We start from the raw sequence: 24,789 nt of genomic DNA, 5'->3' as shown, positions 1-24,789 counted from the left end.
TCCAACCCTCTCCTTATCGGTAACTGCACTGAACGCTTACACTTCGATCGATTGTCGATATGAGCTTGGCGCAACGCCCATGACTCGCTTAAAGGCTCTGCGGAACGAATGAGAGCTGTTGTACCCGACGCGGGCAGCGATTTCATCAACGGTATAAGCGTTCGTCCGTAATAAGGAGGAAGCCTGCTCTATACGAATCATCTCCAAATAGTCAGAGACATTAATATCCGTAACCTCTTTAAACAATTGTGAAATGTACTTCTCCGGCCGCTCCACCCGCTCTGCAATGCGGTATAAGGTCATCTCGGAGTCGCCATAAGCCTCAGCAATAAACTGCTTAATTTCCTCGACGGTTTGAATATGAGCATGATTTTTTTTGCTATTGATGACGCTGCATAATGCTTCTACAATTTCGATGATCTCCTCCTGTATAGCCGCCATTGGATTAGATGCTTGAATGCCGATGATTTGATTTTTCAACGCATGCAGCATATCGGATTCCATGAATGTTTTCTGGTCCAGCAGTTTAAGCAGCGTACCCTTCAGCTCGCCGATCAGCTGCTGCTTCATCTCGATAGAAAGCTGCTTATTCTCCATATTAATATTCATAACCGAATGAACCATCCGCCTTGCCTCATCTGAATCTCCCGCACGAATGGTGCTAATTAAGCGCTGCTCAATGTCCATTGGATAATAATATGTCGCCGTTTCAAGCCTAGATTCCGTAAACCATACGAAGCTCTTTTTGCTATTAAACTCGGCATACTCGATCGTTTGTTTCGCTTGCTCATAGGAGTGGCTAACGTCAAGAATTGTCGTGAACGCATCTCCGAATGCTGCAGTGACCGAAATCTTATACTCCCTATAAGCGATATCAGACAGCTTCTCAAGAATATGACTCATTCGCAGCTTAGCTGCTTCGACTCCATACTCCCCTTCCATTGTCGTTATAATGGTCACAATTCGATCCGAGCCAAGATCCGTCATATGCAGCTGGCTGTCCAGATCGATTAACGCCTTTTTCAAAATAAGTCTTGCTGCATACAGCTCGTTCAGTATTTCTACGTTGTCCATGCCGGAGTATCCATTAATCTGCAAAATACCGACATAACCCTCATTTGTATCAAACCTCGTATCCGCCTGTACAGCCGCTGCCGTAATTTCCTCAGTGGTGTGAAATTCCCCAGCAATTAACCGTTTTAAGAAGCCATCTCTAACTAAAGGAAGCTGCCGTTTTAATTCCGTCTCCAGGTGGCGATTGCTCGTAATGATGCTCGATATGTTGCCCTGCAAAAAATCATATTCGTTTCGGCCCGTAATGCCATCCTTGCCGAACTGCTCCTTCATCACCGTAAGCAGCCTATTTATTGGTGCGCTGTTTCGATAGGACAGGAGCAGACCAGCGAGCAGGCCGAGAAGTAGGGCGATGCCAGTCACCAGCCAAGTAATATGTTTAATTTGATTTGCGTTTTCCATCAGCACCTGCTTTGGAATTCCCGCTCGATAGGTCCAACCATTTTTTTCGGAATGGATCGTAATGACGAGATCGTTATTATAAAATTGACTAACTTTGTCTTGGATGAGGCGTGAATCCGAAGACAGCAGCTTGGCATTTTCCTCGCTAATTCCGCGAAGTCCAACTGTATTCCCTTGCGCATCGCTAATATGAGCCCAGCCGCCATAACGATCCTCTACTCCCGCGAGCAGGCTAGATATGTTTTCTTCATCAATCATGACGACCACAGTGGCAGGTGATGAACCGCTAAAGCTGTCCAAAGGGAGCGACTGCATATACGTAACGACGGAGGATTGTTTGGCATTGCTAGTAAAGGAGCTGAGAGGCATAATTTCACTTCGGTGAGTTTTGTCCAGTACTGTTTCCTTCCATTCCGCGAGCGTAAGATCGTTATAATGAAAGTTCTGATAATAATGTTCGGGACGGAAATAGGCGGAGCCCTGTGTAAAGATCACATCATAGTTATTTAAGTAGATAAAATAGTTTTGCAAAAAATCATTTGTCTGGCTAAACGGCGTTACCTGTCTCACCATGCTCCAAATGCCATAAACGTTGACGATGTCGCCTTTTTTCTGCTCATTCATTAATTTATTTAAATCAGGATTCAAAGCGAGCTGCCTTGTGAAGCCCTCAACCTCAACCATCCTTCTCTCCAAAATATCCTGGCTCCGCTGCAGCAATGTGACGCTATTCTCAATGGAAATGGATTGTGTCACCGAGATTGAAGTACGATAGGAAACGTAACCCGCTATGCTTGGAATGACCAAAATAATAAGATATGAAATGAGAAATTTCCGAAAAATGGTTGAGTACTTTGGCACGGTCAACCCACCTCCCTTGATTGTTAGCGCTTACATAAGATAGGCAGCATAGAAGCCTAGAAGCAACAAAAGAGCTTCGCTCATTTATAATAACTTACTGACGTGAAAAGACAACTACTATTAAAAACAAGTAGTTGTCTTATTCACTAACTAGGCACATTCCGTTTAAGCTTCTTGCTGTACTAGAGCTTTCAATTCTTTATCGAATCGATAGACACGGCCGGGTATCAAAGAGACTTGCACTTCCTTCTCACCGAATCTTACGACCGTTTCCCCTATAGAGAAAGCTTGAATCGTCGCTTCAGTCAGCACGCCATTTTCCCACGAGACGTCAACCTCGACATTTCCTTTGGCACGCAGTCCTTTGTATGACCCTTTGGACCAGACAGCCGGAAGCGCTGGAAGCAGGTGAATTTCGCCCGGCTGGCTTTGAAGGAGCAGATCCGCTACCGCTGCGGTTCCGCCATAATTGCCGTCGATGACAAAAATATTCGTCTCCGCTCCGGCTACACCCGCCTTGGAATAGGTCAGCATATTATCGAAGCACAGCTCTCCAATTAAATGAGTGATATGCTTTAGCGCACGATCACCTTCGTACAATCTGGAGAAGCCGGTGGAGAACAGTACCGCTGTAAATTCAATATCCTCCAGCTCATCGGTCTGCATTCGGCCAATCAACGTTTGCTTAGCGGCAGCACTCAGCTCCGGCGTCTTCCGCGGTGTAATTTGATTGCTCGGGTATAAGCCAAATAGATGAGCAAGGTGGCGATGCTCCGGCTGCGCCTCCTCATAATCCTCGAGCCACTCCTGCAGCTGTCCTTTTTTTCCGATCATGAGAGGCGGCATCAGCAATAACGCTTGCTCCAGCTTCTCTTGGAACTCAGAATCTATTTGCAGCAGCTTCGCCGACTCTAGGCAAAAAGTGAACAAATCCCATATCAGCTGCTGGTCCATCGTTGAGCCCATCGACAGCTGCTGAGCTTCATCCTTGCTGCCGCTCGGATAAAAGCTGTTCTCAGGCGAATTGGACGGTCCGGTTACGAGCCAGCCATAAGTAGGGTGCACAGTCATATAATCGAGGAAAAAGACCGCCGATTCCTTCATAACGGGATACGCCTGCTTCATTAGGAAATCGCGGTCAAGCCCATACTCATAATGCTCCTTCAAATGCATCGCAATCCATAATCCGCCTGTTACATTCAGTCCCCAGCCCGTCTCCCAGCCCGGTGCCGAGAAGCCCCAAGCATTCGAGAACACATGCGCCACCCAGCCCTCGCTTCCGTAGAAATCCTGAGCCGCTTGCCTGCCTGCGACAGATAAACGTTCAATATAGTTCATCAATGGTACATGGCATTCCGCCAAATTGCTTATTTCCGTCGGGTAATAGTTCATTTCCGTGTTGATATCCAAGTGGTAGTCGCAGCTCCAAGCCATGCGATTCGCTTCGCCATCGTTCCACACGCCTTGCAAATGCAGCGGCAGCGGCGAATCCTCGCGCGAACCTGCAATCGTTAGATAACGGCCGTATTGGAAAAATAAAGCGACTAAATCCGGATCATCATAATGCCCGTTCCGAAGCTGCTTCATCCGCTCGTCTGTTGGCAGCTTCGCACTCGCCGTATCGCCTAAATCAAGGGTAACACGAGCGTACAAATCGCGATAATCTACAATATGATCCGCTCTTAGTCGCTCATAACCTTTGGCAATAGCATCGTTAATTTGCGCATGGCATTCCGAAGCCCAATTCTCATCCGTCCTGCCATAATCCGTATTCACCGCGAAATATATAAACGCCTCATCCGCTTGCGATACCTTGATTTCATTACCACTAGCTTCGATAATGCCGCCTACGGCAACGACCTTCACCTTGCCCTCGCAAAACACACCACATTTTCCGTTGCTGTGCACATCTTCCGTCGCTTGGCCGCGGAACCCAATTGTATCGTTATCCGCAGCTGTCGTTGCAAAATCTCCGGTTCTCCCTTGAATGCTCAGCGAGAAGGATATTGCCCCTTTTAGCTCACTCTTTATGCGCGATACAACAATGCCATCGGCATGCGTTGCGAACGTCTCACGTGTTATTTTGCCGCCAGAGCTTGTATAGGAAGTTTGTACGATTGCCTTTTCCAAGCTTAACTCACGAACCAGATCTTCCCCTTGCTGCTCGAAGCACAGATTGATATCGCACACAGAAAGGTTTGTGCCAAAGTTTTGCTTCTTCGGCTGCAGCCCTTGCTTAGCAAGCCGGTCTCCCTCGCTATAATTGCCCTTGAAAAACTGCTCTCTCATCTGCTCCAGATTGGCTTTCGGGTTTCCGTTTCCTTGAATGCGCTCCACCTGACCCGACCAGTAAGTAATTTCTGTCATGCTCCACGTTTCGCTTTCTATTCCACCGTGAATGACCGCGCCTATTCTTCCATTCCCTATCGGCAGTCCTTGCTTCCAATCGACTGCTGGCCCTGAATACCAAAGCTTTGAATGATTCATGCAGTCCCCATCCTTTAGTTATAAGATTCGTGTAACAAATGATTTGTCAATTTCCCTGCTATCTATCGAATACGGAATTCATTAAAATATTTAGGAATGATTTCAGTGGAAGCGCCCGGCAGCTCCGGCAGCACATATTGTCCATTCTTGACGGTTGCCGGTTCAACAAAGATCGTTCTGATCCAAGGGATATACTCAAGCATCATTGCCCCCGGCGTAGCCGCCACCAAATGCTGGTGAATTTGTCCCATATCGCCGACATGCGGGCATATTGGTATGTCGTACGAAGCGGCCAGCCCCGCGACCTGCAGCCACTCCGTAATACCCGCTACCCGCGTAACATCAACCTGACAATATTCGATAGCGCCTTGATGAATATAATCACGGAACGCATATTTCGAGTACACATGCTCACCGAGTGCAATCGGAACATTTAGTGCATCAGCCAGCTTCTTGTGACCTAAAATATCATCAGGATTAAGCGGCTCCTCCAGCCAAAATAAATCAAATTCCTCCAGCTTCTTGCCCCAAGTCATCGCCGTATTAATATTCCATTGCTGATTGACGTCGATCATAAAGATCACCTGATCGCCAATCGCTTTGCGCACCGCCTTCACTCGGTCATAATCTTCATGTGGATCGGACTTGCCAACTTTAATTTTCACCCCTGTAAACCCCTGCTCGATAATGTCCGTGACATCCTTCAGCAAACGCTCCTTCGACCAGTTCAACCAGCCGCCGTTCGTGTTATAGGCTTTAATGCCTTTTGATTTATGTCCGCCAAGGTACTGCCATAACGGCTTATTGGACGCCTTCGACATAATGTCCCATAACGCAATATCCACAGCAGCAAGCGCCATATGCGTAATGCCTGCCCGTCCGATCCAGTGCATTTTGCCATACCGCAGCGTTTCCCAAATCTCCTTTACCATAAAAGGGTCCTTGCCGATCAACTCCGGAGCGTAATAACGTTCAATCGTGTCGACGATCATATCATCGCCATGGGCGCAGGTTCCTGTGTAGCCGTATCCGACGTAACCTTCATCTGTAAAGATCCGAACGCCTGACAGTCCCCAGTGCGTCGCCACATTAATCGCATCCGTTATTGGCGGGTCGATGGGGACATGAAGAACGAATGTTTCCACTTTTGTGATTTTCATCATTTGTACTCCCTTCCTTTTGTTTAATAGCCTAGCGAAGCTCCACCCTCAACCGGAAGAGCTACACCCGTTATGAAAGCCGCTTGCTGGGAAGCCAAATACAGTACCGACTGCGCGATCTCCTCCGAGGTTGCTGATCGGCCAAGCGGATGCATCGCATTCAGCGCATCCAGCGCTGCTGCTTGATCAGGCTGCTGTCTGAGCCAATCTTCCAACAAAGGCGTCATCACACCAGCCGGACACACACAGTTGACTCTTACACCATCCGCTGCAAAATCGAGCGCCAATGACTTCGTCAGCGCAATAACGGCACCTTTGGAAGCAGCATAAATCGGATTATTCCGCTGCCCGATAAGACCGTTCAGCGAAGCCATATTCACAATCGCGCCTTTGGTCTGCCGTAATAGCGGAATCGCGTGCTTGATCATCAAATACACGCCCTTCACATTTACCGCAAGAACATGGTCAAATGACTGCTCATCGATTTCCTCAAGCGGCTTTGGCAGAATAACCGCTGCATTGTTATACAGAACATCGAGCTTGCCGAATGTCTGAACCGTTTCTTTCATAAGCGCTTCAACCGCACTCTCACGCGATACATCCGTCTGCATTGCCCGCGCACTTCTAGATGGAAGCCCTTTCAAGAATCCTTGTTGTTTATTGATTTCATCAGCCACGCGCTGCCCTTCATGCTCATTCCAATCCGCTATTACGACTTGTGCGCCCTCTGCCGCGAACAACCGTGCGCTTTCCTCGCCGATACCAGAACCGCCGCCGGTTATAAGCACAACCTTATCTTTAAATCTCAAAGGCATTCCTCCATATACACGCAATCGTTAATGCAGCTAAAGAAAAGATTTATGTTGTTAATTGATCCACATCAGCTATTGCTGTTCATTCCCTAATATTTTTGTTATTGTATCATCTATACAGGAAAGTGTATTTGATCAGACATCCATTAAGTTGACAATTCATCCGCTAAATTTTATATGAATATACCAAAGAAAAGGGTGTTCGCTTGAAGAAGCTGAACGAGATCACGCCTCATGTCGGAGATTCCATGTATTACCTTTACGATGGCAGCTCCAATGAGAAGCTGCGTATTTGCAGCGTTTATGCCTTTCATTTATTTACTGATGGTCCCGGAGAAATGGAGATTGACGGCAAGAAATACCCTATCAACAATCGAACGCTGATCTTTCTTAGGCCAGAGCAGCCTCACGCCTTCCATATTTCATCCGACCATCCGCTGTCCTCCTACAATTTGTATTGTGATCTCTGGAATCAGAGTGATCCCGTCTCTGCCAATCGAACGTTCATCTACGCCCCGGAGCCGTTCGAGCTGAATACCGTCGCCCCTTCCATGGCATGTGATGAACTCGACAGCCTGCCATGCGTATTTTCCTTGCAGCCTTATCCAGAGCTGTACGATTCCTTCTTAATGCTCGCTAAGCTGTATAATGATTCGCAATTTTACCGAACAGAGATGATGAACAGCTTGCTCTATGCTTGGATTCTGAACTGGTATAATACGATTCATACGCACCAGCCTACCGATTATCGCATCGTCCGCTTGCTCACGCATCTAAATGCTCATCCTGAGAAACGCGAGTCCGTCGAGACATGGTGGGAATTTTGCGGGCTGAAGCGAACCTACTTTCATGCTTTGTTTCTAAGAGAAACCGGACTCACGCCTAAAGCCTACCATCACAAGCTGCTCATGAGACGCGCTTCCCATCTCTTGCTCGAAAGCGAGTTGAGCGTTACCGCCATTGCCGAGAAGCTTGGTTATGCCTCTATCCATCCTTTTACTCGTCATTTCAGCGCCTTCTATGGCACCAGTCCAAAACATTACCGCATGCAGCCTCAGTCAGAGAAATGACCACTACCAATATGCAGCAACAAAAAAAGCTGGAAGCACGTATATGTGCTTCTTACGCCAATTCGACGTGCGCGCAACAATGAAAAATGGCTGTAAGCACACATTTGCGCTTACAGCCTCAATATAGCCTAGGTAGCTCGTCCGTAAGCACACATACGTGCTTATTACGCCAATTCGACGTGTGCGCAACAACGAAAAATGGCTGTAAGCACACATTTGCGCTTACAGCCTCAAAATAGCCTATGTAGCTCGTCCGTAAGCACACATACGTGCTTATTACACCAATTCGATGTGCGCGGAACATTGAAAAAGGCTGCTCCTCCTCCTAATTGAAGGCGGTTAACAACGACTTCGCTTCCTCATGTTCTGGCTCCATCGCCAAAACTTGATGCGCATATTGCAATGCTTCTGGCTCTTCGCCCTCTTCATAGAAGCAAATCGCCAGCTTGTAGAGTGCATCTACAGTCGTCTTGCCAGCCTCCATCGAACGCTCCAAATATAGCCTCGCATCCGCATACAACTCCAGCTCATAAAGCAGACTTCCGCAAGCCAAAGCCAAATGATGCTGTTCATTCATCGGATAATAGCCCGCCCACATCATTTGCATGCCCTGCCGAAGATCATCGGCTTCTTCGTCGCTGCTATCTGGCAGCAGCGACTGTATGCGCTCAGCGCTTTGAATGAACAATTGCGCATCGTAGCGGCTGAGTCGCCAGAAAGCTAAAATGGAGTAAAGCTCTAGCGATTCCAAATGCTCATCAAACCATAGCTTCAAGCTAAAGAAATCATCCGGTCCAAAACGTTCAACAAAACGACGATAAGCTAAGCGTGTGTTCGCATAGGTCGCTGGCTTCTCCAGCATGATGATGCAGCCGACATTCAAATTTTTATAATGATGGTTAGTAAAATAGGACAATGCGCCTTTTTGTTCAAAAACATGCTGTATAGCATGATAATTGGCCGTGAGCGAAAAGCTGCCGTGATGAATCAGCTCGGGCGGCTCAGCAAATGCCCAGTTCTCCATTCGGTGATCGCCTTTATCGGCTGTAAGCAGCACAAATCCCGCTTGCGATAACCGTCCAAGCCGTTCAAGACAATCCATCCCAATCTCCGGGAAGAGGATATGCGAATCCTCAAGCTGCTGCTTATACAGCTCAATCACATTCCGATAAGGATACGATTGCTCTTCATACTCGGCTGCTCTTCGGTAATGATACTCGGGCTCTATGCTCACCAGCATGTCCGATACATCTCTGCCATCCTCCTCAGCAGCAGGTACCGCGAAGGACACTTTACATTCAAAAGTATGACCTTCATCCACATAAATGAGCTCCTGCGGAATGCTGTCAAAAAAATAATTGGCAACAAGCAGCAGCGGCTCCTTCAGGTCTGCCTGCTTTATCGTGACGCTCGATTCCGTCAATCGAAGCTCTGTATCACGTACAGCGTCAAACTTAGCGAAATCGAGTATTCCTTGCAGGACAAATGGCTGTAAGCGTTCATGCTGCTGCCAATAGGCAATATTTTTGACTGGCAAATCACTCATGATGTAACGAAACGGCGGAAGCTCCGTACCTGCAAAATCTATCAGCTCACATAATGCCGTCAGCACTTGATAGGCTAGTCGACCCGAGCCTGCTCCAAGCTCAAGGATCGTAATCGGTTCCTCCGATATGCCGCCTAACCTTGCTCTATCCTGTAAAAATCCGAATATGATCTCTGCATAAGCAGACGCGATCACAGGATTGTTCGTAATGTACTGCGGCACTTCATCATTTTGCCACGCCTCGATGCCCTGCTCTTCAAAATAAGCGCGCTGCAGCTCCCAAATAGGGGCTTCGCTAAATCGGTAAATCGGCTGATCGCTATTATTCATTCTTTTAAACCTACTTTGCTTAATGTAATAAAAGAATTAATCTGGCCTTATCCAAATATCCTAGGTCAAATCCATCCGCTTTAAACCTATCATCTGTATCCAGCCTTGTCTACACTTAATGAACCAGCGAAACGGTTTCACCTGCCATACGCAAAAGAGGAGACGAGCCTGCAGGCTCGTCTCCTCTTTTTGGCTATATTAGACGAATTAAAATACCTTCGTCGTCCAAGATTCACAGTTCCATGTATCGGTTACAACATCGCGGTAAAATTCTGGTTCGTGAGAGATAAGCAAAATGCTGCCTTTGTACGCCTTAAGCGCACGTTTTAGCTCATCCTTCGCATCGACATCCAAGTGATTGGTCGGCTCATCCAGTACTAACAGATTTGTTTCGCTGTTGATCAGCTTGCAAAGGCGAACCTTCGCCTTCTCGCCGCCGCTAAGCACCGCAATTTTGCTTTCAATATGCTTGGTCGTCAGCCCGCATTTCGCGAGTGCCGCACGTACTTCAAATTGGGAGAGTGAAGGGAACTCCTTCCACACTTCCTCAATACACGTATTGTAGTTTGCATCCTTAATTTCCTGTTGGAAATATCCGATTTGCTGATGCTCCCCGCGCTGTACCGTACCCGATATAGCTGGAATTTCGCCTAAAATACTGCGAAGCAGCGTCGTTTTACCAATACCGTTCGCCCCTACGAGAGCAATCTTCTGACCGCGTTCCATGCGAAGATCAAGCGGTCTCGACAACGGACTGTCATATCCGATAACAAGCTCCTTCGTCTCAAATATGAGCTTGCCCGAGGTTCTTCCGTCCTTGAAGTTGAACTGCGGCTTCGGCTTTTCCTTCGCAATTTCAATGACTTCCATCTTATCGAGCTTCTTCTGTCTCGACATCGCCATGTTCCGCGTCGCTACGCTCGCTTTGTTGCGTGCTACGAAGTCCTTCAAATCAGCTATTTCCTGCTGCTGACGCTTATATGCCGATTCAAGCTGCTGCTTTTTCATTTCATGAACCTGTTGGAAGTATTCATAATCGCCCACATAGCGGTTCAGCTCTTGATTCTCCATATGATAAATGAGGTTAATTACACTGTTAAGGAACGGAATATCATGTGAAATGAGAATGAATGCATTCTCGTACTCTTGCAAGTAACGCTTCAGCCATTCGATATGCTGCTCATCGAGATAGTTCGTCGGCTCATCGAGAAGCAAAATGTCCGGCTTCTCCAGCAGCAGCTTCGCTAGAAGCACCTTCGTCCGCTGCCCTCCGCTCAAATCATTAACGTCCTTATCGAGACCAATATCCGTAAGGCCAAGACCACGAGCCGTTTCGTCAATTTTCGCGTCAATCAAATAGAAATCCTGATTCGTCAGCGTATCCTGAATCGTTCCAACATCCTCAAGCATTTGCTCGAGTTCCTCTGGCGTCACATCGCCCATTCTGCCGTACATATCGTTCATTTCTTGTTCCATATCGAGCAGGTACTGAAAAGCTCCCTTCAGCACGTCCCGCATCGTCATTCCTTTGCTGAGAACCGCATGCTGATCGAGATAACCTACGCGCATGCGCTTCGACCATTCAACCTTGCCGTCGTCAGGCTGCAGCTTGCCTGTAATAATGTTCATAAAAGTGGACTTGCCCTCGCCGTTAGCGCCGATCAGTCCAATATGCTCGCCTTTAAGCAGGCGGAAGGATACGTCGTTGAAGATCGCGCGATCTCCAAAGCCGTGGCTTAGTCGTTCTACGTTTAATATGCTCATGAATGACACCTTTTCTTTTGGAATATTATCGTTTTATTATAAACGTTATAGGCCCTACAACTCAATGTGGGATTAAATTGTTCATGAACTTCGACACGATTCGATAATTTTGATATAATTAACATGAAATTTTTTACATATTTCGGGTTAGGCGGTGCCATCATGAGTTGTCAAAATTGTGAGCTTGTCCCCCCTATTCAAGACCAAGGTACGATAAAACTCGTTACCCCGCAGAAATCCGAACAGATACAATACACATCCAAAGAACAGCTTTTGGAGTATTTGAACAAGCTGTTGCAGCAATTGAGTCCGGAGGAGCAATCAGCTGTTCAAATCGAATTTGGGAACGTAGGAGAGACAAGCTCTGCTTTGACTCCCAATCGTCTCCCTCTCAACCTATTTGCCGCACGCATTCATCACCATCACCTCGTCCATATGATAGCTGATAATCATTTTACAAGTTTTATGCAGCCCATTATGGATATCGTTAGCCAAAACATTTTCGCCTATGAGTTTCTCATGCGCCCTGCCGAAGGGCAACCTGCCTTCCAACCTTATGAACTCTTTCAGGTTGCACAGCAAACTGGCCTGCATTCTTTTCTTGATCGCTCTGCCCGTATTTCAGCGATTCAAGTCAGTGCTATGCACCTCAAAAAGGGAACAAAACGGTTCATAAACTTTTTACCTTCATCCATTTATAATCCTAATTATTGCTTAAGTCATACCTTTGAGGCGATTGAGCAATATGAGCAGGACCCGCAGGATTTTGTTTTTGAAGTCGTAGAAACGGAAAAGATTTCGGATGTGTTGCATTTAAAAAACATTTTTAATGTATACAAAGAGCACGGTATTCAAGTTGCACTGGATGATGTTGGATCTGGATTTTCTACGTTAGACGTTTTGGAAGAGCTCAAGCCCCATTTTGTAAAAATAGATCGTGAATTGGTAAGCCACTGCGATAGCAACGATAAGAAACAGAAGCTCATTGCAGACATCGTGCGAAGTGCGAGATCGTTTGGCGCTACGGTTTTAGCAGAAGGAGTGGAACGGAAAGAAGAGCTCGATTTCTGTAAAACGCAGCAGATCACTCTTGCTCAGGGTTATTTAATAGGCAAACCTGCCCCGCTGCCATTATCAAATAAACCAATTTTGATTTAATTAACTTCATCTGAACCCATCGTTGCCACGGTATCCTCCATGTGATTATCGTGGCCTTTTTTTATACATGTTCAACCCATTCCCTCTTTCTCTTAAACTCCAATAATCAAATGCAGCTCTCCAAAGCGCAGTTCGCGATTGACAATAGCAAGGCAAGTGGTTAATATTATCATATAAAACTATTCTAGTTTTTTTAGTTTTCTCAAGTCTAAAGTTTTCTCTCAGGGGGTCTGTTCTTGATAGATCGAATTATGAAAGCATTTATCGAAGAGATTCATGATAAAGGAATCAAATTTACAATGGACGATTTGGCCTCTCGGCTAGGGATTAGCAAACGGACATTGTACGAGCATTTCCCTTCTAAAGTAAGTATTTTGGAAGCACTCATTGCGCAAACTTTAGGTGAATTCGATGAGAAAACAGCTCTGATCACACAAGATGCAAGCTTATCGATTATTGAGAAAATCAGAGGTATTGTAACCCTTCTAACAAAACATTATGAATTATATGATATACGGATACTGGAGCAAATGAAGCGTTACTACCCAGAGCAATGGAAAAAAATTGATGATGCGCTGACCGATGACTGGGATGCATTGCGCAGCGTCATTGAACAAGGCATTCACGAAAGCATTATAGTTAACAAAAATATATCTGTCATTATGAAGCTAATGATCGACGCAGCAAACTCAACACTCGATCAACGCTTTTATCAAAAAAATGATATTACGCTTTCCGAAGCTTTATCCACCATTGTCGATATTATTCTATTTGGACTAGTACCTAGAGCTTCAAAGGGAGAATAAAAGCCAACGCTTTTATTCTTTTTTTAAACAGCTAGAAAACTACAAAAACAAAAATAGTTTCATGAGTATTGAAATTTACTGCAAAAGAAAGCGAGTGAACAGAATGAGTCTTCATTTTTGTAAAGTAACAACAGAAAACTGGCGCGCTGTAGCCGCATTATCGGTGTCCAAGGAGCAGCAACCATTTATCGAAAGCAACGCCTTTTCTTTAGCCGAATGTTTATTTGAGAAAAACGCAACTTCGCTTGCATTATATGATGGCGAAACTTTAGTCGGCTATGCGATGTACGGCTGGCAAAACAACGTGAACAAGAGTGTGTGGCTTGACCGCTTTATGATTGATTACCGATTCCAAGGAAACGGATATGCCAAGCGGTTTATTCCTATACTACTCGAATATTTACAGCACTTATATGAAAGCCGAACCATATATTTGAGCCTCCATCAACATAATTCGCGTGCTCAACGGCTATATGAACATTTTGGATTCCGCTTAAACGGTGAGATTGATGCAGACGGGCCGGTTGTAGGAATGGTCATGGAATTAAATTTATAGAAACATAATAGGTGAAACCATATGAAAACATTATTTAGTAATCGCGTTTATTTATTAGTTACCGCTTCTGATTTATTGCAAAATATAGGTACATGGATACGGAACATTGCTTTGCTCTTTTTTGTATTGGAAAAATCAAATAATGACCCGGTCGCTGTGTCGATGCTGACAGTTATCGAATATTTTCCTATCTTTGCTGTTGCCCTTGTAGGCGGGGCACTCGTTGATCGGTGGAATCCCAAAAAAACGATGATTATAGCTGACTTATTAAGTATCGTATCTATTTTGCTCATCATTGGCGTTTTGGATCTAGGCTTCTGGCCAGCTATTTATATAGCCACTTTCGTATCAACTATTATTACACAGTTCTCTCAGCCATCATCCATTAAGCTTATTAAACGTTATGTCGAACCGCAGCATGTTGGAGCAGCTGTTGGTTTAACGCAAAGCATGAACTCGATTTTCATGATTGTTGGGCCTGTCATCGGTACCGCTATTTACGTTAATTTTGGACTTAAGGTGTCCTTATACAGCTTATTGATCCTATTCGCCCTTTCTGCCTCCTTTCTTTCGTTTCTTCCTAAACAGACCCGTGAAGAGAAAAAAGAAAACAGCTCTGTTCTGAAAGAAATTAAAGAGGGTATGATCTACCTCCGTCAAAATAGAATATTAGTTGTTATAGCCGTATGGTTTGCTATTGATGGTCTGTCTTGGGGACTTATTCAACCACTTGATGTATTTATATTGACGGAAAGACTGCAATTGCCGAAAGAGAATTTGCAATGGTTTAGTATGTTATACGGAGTCGGCATGCTAGCCGGGGGATTAATAGCTGCATCTATTGGCAATCGTTTTGAAACTCGGAAAATATTTACCGTTGTTATTATTGTAACGGCGACGGGAGTGCTCGTTCAGGCGCTTTCCACTTACGTTTGGTTAACCGCATCATTCCATCTGCTGGTCGGTTTATTTTATACCGTGCTGCAAGTACTGCTTAATATGCTATTTATCAAATCCGTACAGGATGAATACGTTGGCCGAGTTAACGGTGTGATGGTTCCTGTATTTATCGGATTTATGTTAATTGGTACGTTTTGCTCAGGGTTTCTGAAAGAAGCGACCTCTTTAATTTTCGTGTACGGGACTTCCAGCTTCGTATTGCTGCTGACGCTGCCTATCATCGCTAGATTAAAGCCAAAGCATTTGAGCAAAATGAAGCAATAGCAGTGAGCTAGGGATTAAATCAAAGAAAACACCCAACTATTCTCGCGAAAAAGCGAACTCGCAAGTTAGATGGGAGATTAAATTAAATCGCTATGATTAACCTTTTTTTATGGCTTTTAATAAAAGGATTGCTCTACGTTACTCTATCTGTTTTTTGTAGTGCGACGCGAAGTTGCGGCTGTCCGTGATTTTGCGTCGTATTTTTTATTTTTTATTCTTGCTGGTTTTCTGGATAGATTGCTGACGGTTGCCTTTGGTCCAAAAAATGAACCAACTACTTTGAAAGTAGGAGGGATCTGTTGAACGAAGCCAAACAACTGCTGCATTCTTCCCATCATGGACATGATTCCATCAATACCGCCGATTCGACTAAACATAGACCCTGCTCTTTCAAAACCAGGCTCAAAAGTAGAATCAACCGGTTGACTAAAGTCATTAAATGGTTCATCTACAGTAGGAAGAATTGCGCTTATACGAGCTCTTTTTCTTCTTTCCACTTCGAATCACATTCCTTTTCTTAGTAATGTTGATATAGGTCTACTTCAAACTATGCAAGTACACCTCTATCGGTATAGTTAGTCATCTATAAAGCTCAAATTTGTACCTTATCTTTTTAAAATATGTTCCCAGTTTGGCGGTAAATCACCCTTCTGTAGGCCTTTTATATGCTTCTAGCCTACTAGCCTTACATTATCAGTATTCATCGGAGATATATCAAACGTCAATCGCTCCTCTCCGACTGAAATGTGCGGACCAACTACAGGAATGGCTACCTCTCAACTTAAACGTGAACAAAACAGAATTATCATGAATAAAAATGATTGACAAAACCGAATAAAACCGAATAACATGGAATTGTAACTGGTTATAAAATCCAGAGGAGGCGATTCGATTTGTTTACCGATGAGCGTCGTGACAAGATTATTGAGCTGCTGCAAAAAAACGGCAGAGTACTCGCCAAGGAACTAGCGGATAGGTTTGAATTGTCGATTGATTCCATCCGAAGAGATCTATCGATTATGGAGGAGAAAGGGCTGCTCAAACGTACGCATGGCGGCGCAATACCAGCTTCTAAAGTCCGCAGCGCCCCGCTCCCGCCAGACCTTCGTTATAAAGAGGCTTCCCCGCATCAAGATGCCATATCGAAATTAGCAGCTTCTTTTATACAAGAAAAGGATACTGTATTTATAGGCAGTGCAGGCATCCATTACGGCATGTTAAAGTTTCTTCCTGAGGTACCATTTACGGTGGTTACGAATGCTATCAGAGTTGCTGATGCGTTGAAGGATCGTGAAGAAATTGATGTTTATTTGATAGGCGGCAAAGTGAAGAGTTCCGGAAACATTTCCGATACACTCGCTAATCAGTTTCTTAGACAATTCACTTTAGATCTGTGCTTCGTTGCTGGGGGCGGAATTTCCAAAAACGGGGTAAGCACCTCCTCACCGGAAGTGGCTTCATTAGGACGAACCGCGGTCGAAATTTCTAGAAAACGAATTTGTCTAGCTCCTCATGAGAAGCTAGGGGTCGATTTTTTTGCAAAAGAAGGCCCCATTACCGATATGGATCTATTAATTACCGATAGTGAAGCCAGCATAAATGCCATTGAGGATATTGAGAACAAAGGTGTCAAAGTGTTAATTGCTCAGATTCCAGAGGTATCTTAATCATTCTTAAATCGGGGCTGCGGCTGCAGCTCCGTCTTGCTATATCGCGGTTGCTTGTATCCGAGCGTTAGCGGAAAACCGCGAATGCTTGCACCTCAACTAGGAGCTAAGACATCAATTAATCGTAATTACCACACTTTTGTTTCGCTTCCCGCTTGTCGCTCTTGACGGTAACGCTGTACCCACTGCTCTGCCACATCATCTGCTAACTTATCAAAAGCTGGCGGAGCAATCTCCACCGACTCGGACTGAATGTTCAGAAAATCCAGCACCCTCAGCACTGTTCCTTCATAATCGAGAATAAAATCTTCATAAACGATCGTAAGTGGGACGATCCCTTCTTCCGAGAAAAAATCCTCCATCGCTGCTTCCCGAAGCGAGCTTTCAATGAACAAATGGTTGATTGCATCAAAATTATACTTATCGGCAATATCATGCTCTTGCGGTTTTTGGCCATGCTGCCGATGCCACTCTCCGGATACGATGGCCCGCCACCAAGATACGGCTAAACGGACTTTATTTCTTCTCGTCATATAGATATGTTTATCGCAATTCGGAAAAGCTGCACGCCAGACACTAGCTTTTGTCGCCGTATCAGGCAATTGAAAGATGTTCCGAAATGCAGTGATCCATTCGCTATTCATACTTGTTTTCAAGCCAAAAACACCATTTGACGAAGTACCTTCCCGCCACATCTGCTCCATTTGCTCCAGCGTCATCGTCTTGGGGTCCTTGGAGAGCAGCCATTCCCCAGGATCTCCGGCCACTCCAGTTGATGAAAGAGCTTCGTTCAGCAGGGTACTCCCTGTACGCTGTGAAAACCATATTGTATAACTTTTTTCCGGTCTCATTTATATATCCCCCTCTCTATTCTAGATATTGTTCAATCGGGATTCGATGTACGCAACAAGCGCATTTATAGCATCTGCTTCGCCATACTTCTCCGTGTCTATGATCATATTAGGTTGTATCGGCGTCTCATAAGGGGAATCAATGCCCGTAAAATCCTTTATTTCTCCTGCTCTCGCTTTGCGATACAAGCCTTTCGGATCACGTTGTTCGCATTCCTCCAGTGAGCATTTCACATACACTTCAGCAAAATCTTCCGGCCCAAACCGCTGCTTGATCTGCTTTCGGTACGATTCATAAGGGGAAATCATCGGTACAAGGACAACAAAACCTTTCTCTAGAAACATATCCGCAATCTCCATTGCACGGCGCATATTTTCTAGTCGTGCCTCTTCCGTAAACCCAAGATCCCGATTCAAGCCTTGCCGTAATCGATCGCCGTCAATGATGACGCATCTGACCCCACGCCTCAGCAGCTCACTCTCCGCCCCGCAAGCAAGCGTCGTTTTCCCTGAACCAGACAACCCCGTTAACCAGAAAATAGAACCATTATGACCATTCCACTTTTCCCAACTCGTTCTTTGCATAGCCGCAGCCTCCTTTCGATATGGAGCCGAAGCTCACCACGTCATCTGTTTGTTTTTAGTATAGAAAATTAAGTTGGATGCGGGCAAGGTAATGATTTATTATAGCCGTTTATGGGGAGAAGCTCTTGCACCATTTATAAGCTTAACTGAAACAGCGCGCACCGATTGAGATCGGTACGCGCTGTCGGTAATAGAGCGGATAGAATAAGTTCGTTTGTGGAAGGAGACTTCTAGGTCAATTCTGACCATTGGAGAAGGTTCCTTTACTTCATTAAGGATTCAGTGCTCTTGCAATCGCATCCACATAGCTTTGGCTAGCTCGCTGGCTCACTTCTGCTTGTGGAACGATCATTTCAAAGCTGTGAAAACAGCCCGGATATAAATGAAACTCGACGTCTACGCCTGCTTGCGCTAAGCGTGTGACATATTCGATTGTTTCATCACGGAATACATCGAGCTGACCAATGCAGGTATAGGTAGGCGGCAACCCCACTAGATTTTCCACCCTCGACGGCACTGCATGTGAAGATAGCTCGCTATCATCAAGATGTTCGCCTAAGTACATTTTCCAAGCTGTCAAATTGTTCGTTCGGTTCCATGTTGCATTATCCGCTGTAATTTCATGACTTGATACCGAAATATTACGATTGTCGAGCATCGGATACAGCGGCATTTGGAAGATGAGGGCTGGGCCGCCTTTGTCACGAGCCATGATAGCAAGCGCTGCGGTCAGACCCCCGCCTCCGCTGGCACCAGCAATGGCTATCCGATTCAAATCAATGCCCAGTGAATCTGCTTCGTCCGCCATCCACGTCAAGCCTGAATAACAGTCGTCGATAGCAGCTGGGTAAGGGTGCTCAGGAGCAAGTCGATAATCGACAGATACGACGACACAATTAGCCGCTTGCACGAAGCGTTCGCACAAAGCGTCGTCCATATCAGGATGCCCCATCACGTAACCTCCTCCGTGAATCCAAAGCATCGCAGGAAGCTTAGCGCCAGTTCGCTCGGCTGGTTCGTAAATTTTGACCAGTATCTCTCCTGCTGCGCCCGGGATCATACGACTTGTCGAACGTACATGCTCCGACTTTTCAATAGGAGCACTCGACAACAAGCTCCGGCTCCACTCTAATTTTCCTTCCAGCTGAAATCCAGGAAACTGAGCTAATACCGGCCTTAATTCTGGCAATATGCGACTTTCAAAATTCATAATAATTGCTCCTATAATACAGTTTATTTGTTGATTACATTTTTTTTAATAACTACAGCAGAATCATGATTCTTTTTCCGTCTCCGCTTCCCACTTGGCAATTTCCTCTCGGACGCGTGGCGCAACCTCTGTTCCTAGCAGCTCAATGGCTCTCATCACTTGATCATGCGGCATAGTACTTAAAGGCACATACATCATAAAGCGCGTAACGCCTACATTTTTCCGAAGATGAATAATTTTTTGGGCAACAGTTTCCGGATCACCCACATAAAGTGCTCCTTCAAAGCTGCGCGCGGCATCAAAGCTGGAACGGTCATAATGCGCCCAGCCCCGCTCTTTCCCCAGTTTATTCATGCCTGCTTGCGTGGAAGGGAAAAATGTATCTGCCGCTAGATCCGTATTTTCTGCAACAAAACCGATGGAATGAGACCCCACTTTAAGGCGCGATTCATCATGGCCGGCATGCGCAGCCGCTTTCTTATAAAGCTGTACAAGTGGTTCAAATTGCATCGGGCTTCCGCCAATGATCGCGAGCATCAATGGCAGTCCGAGCAGTCCAGCACGAATTGCAGAGTCCCGGTTGCCTCCGCTGCCTACCCATATCGGCAACGAATTTTGAACAGGCCGTGGATATACGCCTAAATCATGAATCGCAGGCCGGTGCCCGCCCTTCCAAGTTACTTTTTCGGACCCTCGTATTTTTAAGAGCAATTCCAGATGTTCCTCGAACAGCTCGTCATAGTCATTCAAATCATAGCCAAACAGTGGAAAAGATTCGATAAAGGAACCCCGACCAGCCATAATCTCCGCACGTCCATTTGAAATACCATCAAGCGTAGCAAAATCCTGAAAAACACGTACCGGGTCAGATGAAGAAAGTACCGTTACGGCACTCGTTAGCTGAATCCGTTTTGTCTGTGATGCAGCTGCAGCTAGCACAACTGCAGGTGAAGATGCTGCATAATCTTTCCGATGATGCTCACCTACGCCAAATACATCAAGTCCCACTTGATCGGCAAGGACAATTTCCTCGACAACCTCACGCAATCGCTGCGCATGACTTATTACTGCACCCGTATGAATATCCGGCTTTGTTTCAACAAACGAAGTTATACCTATTTCCATGATCAATCTCTCCTGTTTAAATTATTTATTTTCATGCTGCAGAGGCAGTACGCCTCGTCATTGCCCAAAACAGAAGAGCGAATGTACTAACCGATGCTCCAAGCAAACATACTCCGTCCCAGCCGTAATGGGCATAGGTAAGCGTCGATGAGATCGAACCAACGGCACCCCCAATGGAGTAAAAAACCATGTATCCCGCTGCAAGTCGGCTGCGAGCCTCCGCATGCAATGCGAAAATCATGCTCTGATTCGTGACATGTACAGCCTGCACAGCCAAATCAAGAAGAACAATGCCAATAACCAAGGCGAATAGCGACTGATCTGTATAGCTGATTAACAACCATGATAGGAGCAATAGAATCAAAGCTATGCCCGTCGTTTTCTGTCCATAACCTTGATCGGCAAGCTTTCCCGCCCTTGCAGCAGCTAACGCTCCAACAACTCCCACGAGGCCAAATGCCCCTATGGCGGTGTGAGAAAGTGACCATGGCGATGCGCTAAGGGGCAGTACTAATGAAGTCCACAATATACTGAAAGCCGTAAAAATCAGCATAGCCAGAACCGCCCGGATACGTAGGATCCTCTCTTGAACGAACAACATAAACACCGACTTAAGCAGCTCAGGATAGGACAGTAATTTCACTTCCCGCTTCACATTTGGCAAAACCTTAAATAATGCAACAACCATAAGAAGCATCAATGCTGCAGAAAATAAATATACGGAACGCCAACCCGCTATATCTGTTAATACTCCTGCAATCGTTCGTGCAAGAAGGATGCCAATGACAATTCCACTTGTTACTACGCCAACGACACGTCCTCTTTCGGCAGGAGCAGCTATGTTCGTTGCGAATGCTACAAGCGTCTGGGTTACAACAGCAAGCAGTCCCACCAAAGCCATACCTGCGAAAAGCATCAGGCTGGAGGAGGCGCACCCAACGATAACTAGGGCGATCACGGAAAACAACATCTGACCGATAATGAGTCGGCGCTGGTTCAGTAAATCTCCAAGCGGTACCAACAATAACAATCCCAACCCATAAAAAATTTGGGTGATCGTAATCAGAATGCCAATGGTTGAATAGCCAATGCCAAATGCCATCGACAGATGATCGAGCAGCGGTTGTGCGAAATAGATATTTGCAACAGACATCCCGCAGGCAACCGCAAACAACAGTGTGACCAAGCGAGACATGGAGGAACCCTGAACGGAAACGCGATCGTTATTTGTTCCCTGTGATGAATTCATCCTTACCTTGTTATAAATTGCTGCTTTTTCTTTAAGCTCCTCCATTCCAAACTCACCTTTTCTTTATTCATTTTAAAAACTATTTTTTATGTACCGATCGGTACGTTATATTGCTCGGTAAATATAACGCATAAAAACGATCTCTGTCAACGAAAAAATATTTACACACTGTTTTAGGTTAAAAACCAAGCAAATATTGTGAAAAACAGATCTTTCATTTGACATTGCAAACCGCTAATTATAAAATAATACTATACCAAATGGTACGTAAATGAAGGCGATTATCTATTGCATTTGATTCATTCACTAGAAAATAAAGAATGCCGAGAGGTTTTGACTATGGGAAGAACCCGCGAATTTGACGAAGAAAAAGCATTGGATGCAGCTATGCAGCTGTTTTGGGAGAAAGGCTATGAGGCTACCTCACTAAGCGATTTAACTTCCAGAATGGGTATTCAACGACCTAGCCTATACTCAGCTTTTGGTGACAAAAAAGAATTATTCGAAGCTGCACTGCGCAGATATACGATGTCGCGCGCTGCTCTCGTTCGAACCAAGCTTCAGAGCTATTCCTCTGTTAAGGAAGCCTTTCGCCATTATTTTGAAGGGGTAGTTGCTGAGGAATACGGAGAAAATCGCAACCGTGGATGCTTTAGCATCAATACGATAGTCGAGCTTGCACCGCATGATGAAAAATTCGAAATTCTCACAAGAGAACATCAAATGTACCTGTCCGTCATATTTCTAGAGACCATTGAAAGGGGCATACAATCGGGTGAGCTCGAAATTTCAGTCAACGCGAAAGCTTTATCGCAGTCGTTAATCGTATCGTTAATTGGGCTAACGGTAATATTGAAAGCACGTCCCGAACAATCATTTATTGATAATACGATAGAGATCATACTTGCACAGCTTAAGGAAGCACCCGTTCATGGTCAGTAATTCAGTAGAAGAATGAATGTTATTGCCATCTATGCACCACATAAAAATAAAGCCCACTGACCTGTTGGTCGGCGGGCTTCATCCGTTCATTCTTGTATCTCATGCTGTAAACAATAAATTTCGCCTTGCCTCAATGCTCATGAGAAAGAATGTTGATAAGCTTACCAAATGGGTCGCGTACATAGAAACGCCGAACACCCCAGGGCTCTACAGCGATGCCGTATTCGATTGGAAACCCAGCTTTTTTCATGCCATCAAATGCAGCTTGGAGATCATCGACTTCAATCGACATATCAGGCACAGGCGTGTCAGATCCCCCTTGTGTGGCAAAACTAATTTGTATGCTCATCTCTTCGCTCGAACCGTAAGTTCTAATCCAACCATGATCCATCCATAACTCAAGACCGAGTACATCCTCGTAAAAACGTTTTGCAGCGGTAATATCCTGCGCTTCAATATTCGTGACGATCCGTTTGACCCGCATCTTAATCCTCCCATCATTATTCGATAATTACTAATGCTTCTTCCCGTATTAATTCGGTTAAATGCTAGTGACAACCTTTTCAATGACAGAGATAATAAAAATAGAAAACAAAATTCCATTTTTCTAGAGGTGAGCTAATGACGGAACGTCTGCCCTGCCAAACAGAAGGCTGCGTAGCAACTATTTTACCAGCTACCGCAGCCAAGTCAGGCGGAATATGTATGCCCTGCCAACAAAAAAAGCTTCGATTGGAAAAGGAAGACTATATTGCCCGCAATCGTAGATTCGTCGATCCTTATAAAGATGTTACCGAACCCGTTGAAATACTTAAAATCATGCATACACCTAAAAAACATGATCCGCTCGAGGTCCTTCTCTCCTACCCAAAAAGCGAACAGGAACTCTATCATAACCTCACTCCAAAGGAAGTCGCTCAAATGGAGGCGTATGCTAAACAACTCATTGAAGAGGGGGAGCTTGATCAGGCCGAAGAAATTTTGTTATCGCTCGTTTGCTTTGCTCAGGCAACCATCCATCTTGGCTTGGATGCGTTAGTGCAAAAAGAATGTTTTTATCCAGGGATTCTTTTCAAAGATGCTCTGCCTTCCATTAGAACCAAAATCATGGAACGGATTCATCACGATAAGGAGAATCGCAACCATCTACTGTCAGCCCTTGCTTGGATCGGAGATGAAGAGATTGTGCGTCAGTTTGACAGCTGGGCAAAATCAGCTCCACACTGGGCTAGCGAACTTTATGTATCCCCTGAAAGCTATACCCATGAGGCCGGTTGGGAGTTGGATGATGAGGGAAACAAGATTACATTATTCCATTCGGTTCGCTATGCATTTAAGGCTGAAGATCAATTTCCTGAAAATAAAGCAGTGCTTGCGCTCAAGGACAGTAATCACACCTGCCCATGGTGCGACGGCCCAATAGAGGTGCTTTTTGATTGCAATCTCCTCGACCCGGTTCTGCAATTTCTGAATCTTGAAGGTGAACGTTTGCGATTGGCTGCATGTATGCGGTGCGCAGCTTATTATGGTGTGCAGTTTATGGAAATTGATTATCAGGGCCATATGAGCTGGAGTTCCTATAATCAGCTGCCGAAGCATTTTTCTCGAGAGATTTATGAGGATACAGAGCCTGTCCATTTGCTGCACATGTTAGACCAGCCTAGAGGTAGTTATGAAGCTTCTTACTGGGCCCTTGAAGTGCCTGCCACACAAATTGGAGGGCATCCGACTTGGATTCAAGATGCTGAATACCCGTCCTGCCCTAGCTGTGCGGAAACAATGGTATTCATTGCCCAGCTGGACATGGAGCAAGTCGGAAATAGTGAAGGTATTTACTACACCTTCCTTTGCCGTGGCTGCCAGCTGTCAGCGACAAGCTTCCAGCAGACATGATTTAAAATCGAAGAAGA

Annotated in this window: 21 protein-coding genes; 8 read left to right on the top strand and 13 right to left on the bottom strand. The window is 45.3% G+C overall.

Translation table 11 applies throughout. The annotated features are described in order from the left end of the window. Positions 1-36: 36 nt before the first annotated feature. The 4 genes from ACIFSR_RS24175 to ACIFSR_RS24160 all read right to left on the bottom strand — a co-directional run bounded on the left by ACIFSR_RS24175 (position 37) and on the right by ACIFSR_RS24160 (position 6,799). Entirely contained in the window at positions 37-2,337 is a 2,301-nt protein-coding gene (locus ACIFSR_RS24175; RefSeq protein WP_430060568.1) for an AraC family transcriptional regulator, read from the bottom strand. 165 nt (positions 2,338-2,502) lie between these two features. Beyond that, the gene (locus tag ACIFSR_RS24170) at positions 2,503-4,824 is read right to left on the bottom strand and encodes a glycoside hydrolase family 95 protein (RefSeq protein WP_430060565.1); all 2,322 of its coding nucleotides are present in this window, start codon (positions 4,822-4,824) and stop codon (positions 2,503-2,505) included. Between the two features lie 62 nt (positions 4,825-4,886). After that, complete coding sequence (locus tag ACIFSR_RS24165) at positions 4,887-5,987, bottom strand: mandelate racemase/muconate lactonizing enzyme family protein (RefSeq protein WP_339205220.1); 1,101 nt, start codon at positions 5,985-5,987, stop codon at positions 4,887-4,889. 20 nt (positions 5,988-6,007) lie between these two features. After that, the gene (locus tag ACIFSR_RS24160) at positions 6,008-6,799 is read right to left on the bottom strand and encodes an SDR family NAD(P)-dependent oxidoreductase (RefSeq protein WP_430060562.1); all 792 of its coding nucleotides are present in this window, start codon (positions 6,797-6,799) and stop codon (positions 6,008-6,010) included. A 203-nt stretch (positions 6,800-7,002) separates the two neighbouring features. On the opposite strand from ACIFSR_RS24160, the gene ACIFSR_RS24155 reads away from it, so the two are divergent. Next, positions 7,003-7,866: an AraC family transcriptional regulator gene (locus ACIFSR_RS24155; RefSeq protein ID WP_339205222.1), complete on the top strand. Its 864-nt coding sequence runs from the start codon at positions 7,003-7,005 to the stop codon at positions 7,864-7,866. A 325-nt stretch (positions 7,867-8,191) separates the two neighbouring features. On the opposite strand, the gene ACIFSR_RS24150 is transcribed toward ACIFSR_RS24155, so the two are convergent. Both ACIFSR_RS24150 and ACIFSR_RS24145 read right to left on the bottom strand, forming a co-directional pair. Next, on the bottom strand, positions 8,192-9,742 hold the full coding sequence (locus tag ACIFSR_RS24150; protein ID WP_430060559.1) for an SAM-dependent methyltransferase: 1,551 nt from the start codon (positions 9,740-9,742) through the stop codon (positions 8,192-8,194). A gap of 207 nt (positions 9,743-9,949) precedes the next feature. Next, a complete protein-coding gene (locus tag ACIFSR_RS24145; RefSeq protein WP_339205224.1) occupies positions 9,950-11,506 on the bottom strand; it encodes an ABC-F family ATP-binding cassette domain-containing protein in 1,557 nt (518 codons plus the stop codon). A 369-nt stretch (positions 11,507-11,875) separates the two neighbouring features. Here ACIFSR_RS24145 and ACIFSR_RS24140 point away from each other — a divergent pair, with 369 nt between their 5' ends. From ACIFSR_RS24140 to ACIFSR_RS24125, 4 genes are all read left to right on the top strand, one after another. Beyond that, positions 11,876-12,664 (top strand): EAL domain-containing protein, encoded by a 789-nt coding sequence (locus ACIFSR_RS24140; protein ID WP_430060556.1) that lies wholly within the window; start codon positions 11,876-11,878, stop codon positions 12,662-12,664. A 251-nt stretch (positions 12,665-12,915) separates the two neighbouring features. Then, on the top strand, positions 12,916-13,470 hold the full coding sequence (locus ACIFSR_RS24135; protein ID WP_430060704.1) for a TetR/AcrR family transcriptional regulator: 555 nt from the start codon (positions 12,916-12,918) through the stop codon (positions 13,468-13,470). Between the two features lie 103 nt (positions 13,471-13,573). After that, positions 13,574-14,026, top strand: coding sequence for a GNAT family N-acetyltransferase (locus ACIFSR_RS24130; RefSeq protein ID WP_430060553.1), 453 nt, complete (start codon positions 13,574-13,576; stop codon positions 14,024-14,026). A gap of 21 nt (positions 14,027-14,047) precedes the next feature. Then, positions 14,048-15,250, top strand: coding sequence for an MFS transporter (locus ACIFSR_RS24125; RefSeq protein ID WP_339205228.1), 1,203 nt, complete (start codon positions 14,048-14,050; stop codon positions 15,248-15,250). A 143-nt stretch (positions 15,251-15,393) separates the two neighbouring features. On the opposite strand, the gene ACIFSR_RS24120 is transcribed toward ACIFSR_RS24125, so the two are convergent. Beyond that, positions 15,394-15,747: a hypothetical protein gene (locus ACIFSR_RS24120; RefSeq protein ID WP_076270337.1), complete on the bottom strand. Its 354-nt coding sequence runs from the start codon at positions 15,745-15,747 to the stop codon at positions 15,394-15,396. Between the two features lie 396 nt (positions 15,748-16,143). On the opposite strand from ACIFSR_RS24120, the gene ACIFSR_RS24115 reads away from it, so the two are divergent. Next, positions 16,144-16,917 carry a DeoR/GlpR family DNA-binding transcription regulator gene (locus ACIFSR_RS24115; protein ID WP_430060550.1) on the top strand — a complete coding sequence of 258 codons (774 nt, stop codon included), beginning with the start codon at positions 16,144-16,146 and terminating at the stop codon, positions 16,915-16,917. A gap of 128 nt (positions 16,918-17,045) precedes the next feature. Here ACIFSR_RS24115 and ACIFSR_RS24110 read toward each other — a convergent pair whose 3' ends face one another. The 5 genes from ACIFSR_RS24110 to ACIFSR_RS24090 all read right to left on the bottom strand — a co-directional run bounded on the left by ACIFSR_RS24110 (position 17,046) and on the right by ACIFSR_RS24090 (position 21,982). After that, complete coding sequence (locus ACIFSR_RS24110) at positions 17,046-17,768, bottom strand: Stf0 family sulfotransferase (protein WP_430060547.1); 723 nt, start codon at positions 17,766-17,768, stop codon at positions 17,046-17,048. A gap of 21 nt (positions 17,769-17,789) precedes the next feature. Further along, positions 17,790-18,353 carry an adenylyl-sulfate kinase gene (gene cysC / locus ACIFSR_RS24105; RefSeq protein WP_430060545.1) on the bottom strand — a complete coding sequence of 188 codons (564 nt, stop codon included), beginning with the start codon at positions 18,351-18,353 and terminating at the stop codon, positions 17,790-17,792. 271 nt (positions 18,354-18,624) lie between these two features. Beyond that, the gene (locus ACIFSR_RS24100; RefSeq protein WP_430060542.1) at positions 18,625-19,563 is read right to left on the bottom strand and encodes an alpha/beta hydrolase; all 939 of its coding nucleotides are present in this window, start codon (positions 19,561-19,563) and stop codon (positions 18,625-18,627) included. A gap of 63 nt (positions 19,564-19,626) precedes the next feature. Beyond that, a complete protein-coding gene (locus ACIFSR_RS24095) occupies positions 19,627-20,688 on the bottom strand; it encodes an LLM class flavin-dependent oxidoreductase (RefSeq protein WP_430060539.1) in 1,062 nt (353 codons plus the stop codon). A gap of 31 nt (positions 20,689-20,719) precedes the next feature. Continuing rightward, the gene (locus ACIFSR_RS24090; protein ID WP_430060536.1) at positions 20,720-21,982 is read right to left on the bottom strand and encodes an MFS transporter; all 1,263 of its coding nucleotides are present in this window, start codon (positions 21,980-21,982) and stop codon (positions 20,720-20,722) included. Between the two features lie 294 nt (positions 21,983-22,276). Between ACIFSR_RS24090 and ACIFSR_RS24085 the strand changes: the two genes are divergently transcribed. Next, positions 22,277-22,879 carry a TetR/AcrR family transcriptional regulator gene (locus ACIFSR_RS24085; protein WP_339205235.1) on the top strand — a complete coding sequence of 201 codons (603 nt, stop codon included), beginning with the start codon at positions 22,277-22,279 and terminating at the stop codon, positions 22,877-22,879. Between the two features lie 130 nt (positions 22,880-23,009). Here ACIFSR_RS24085 and ACIFSR_RS24080 read toward each other — a convergent pair whose 3' ends face one another. Next, the gene (locus ACIFSR_RS24080) at positions 23,010-23,363 is read right to left on the bottom strand and encodes a VOC family protein (protein ID WP_430060533.1); all 354 of its coding nucleotides are present in this window, start codon (positions 23,361-23,363) and stop codon (positions 23,010-23,012) included. 137 nt (positions 23,364-23,500) lie between these two features. Here ACIFSR_RS24080 and ACIFSR_RS24075 point away from each other — a divergent pair, with 137 nt between their 5' ends. Then, on the top strand, positions 23,501-24,772 hold the full coding sequence (locus tag ACIFSR_RS24075; protein WP_430060530.1) for a DUF1963 domain-containing protein: 1,272 nt from the start codon (positions 23,501-23,503) through the stop codon (positions 24,770-24,772). Positions 24,773-24,789 lie beyond the last annotated feature (17 nt).

Source organism: Paenibacillus sp. NRS-1760, from assembly GCF_050467785.1.
GTDB lineage: Bacteria > Bacillota > Bacilli > Paenibacillales > Paenibacillaceae > Pristimantibacillus.
The sequence above is the reverse complement of the archived record's forward strand: the minus strand, read 5'-3'. Positions and strand labels throughout refer to the sequence as shown.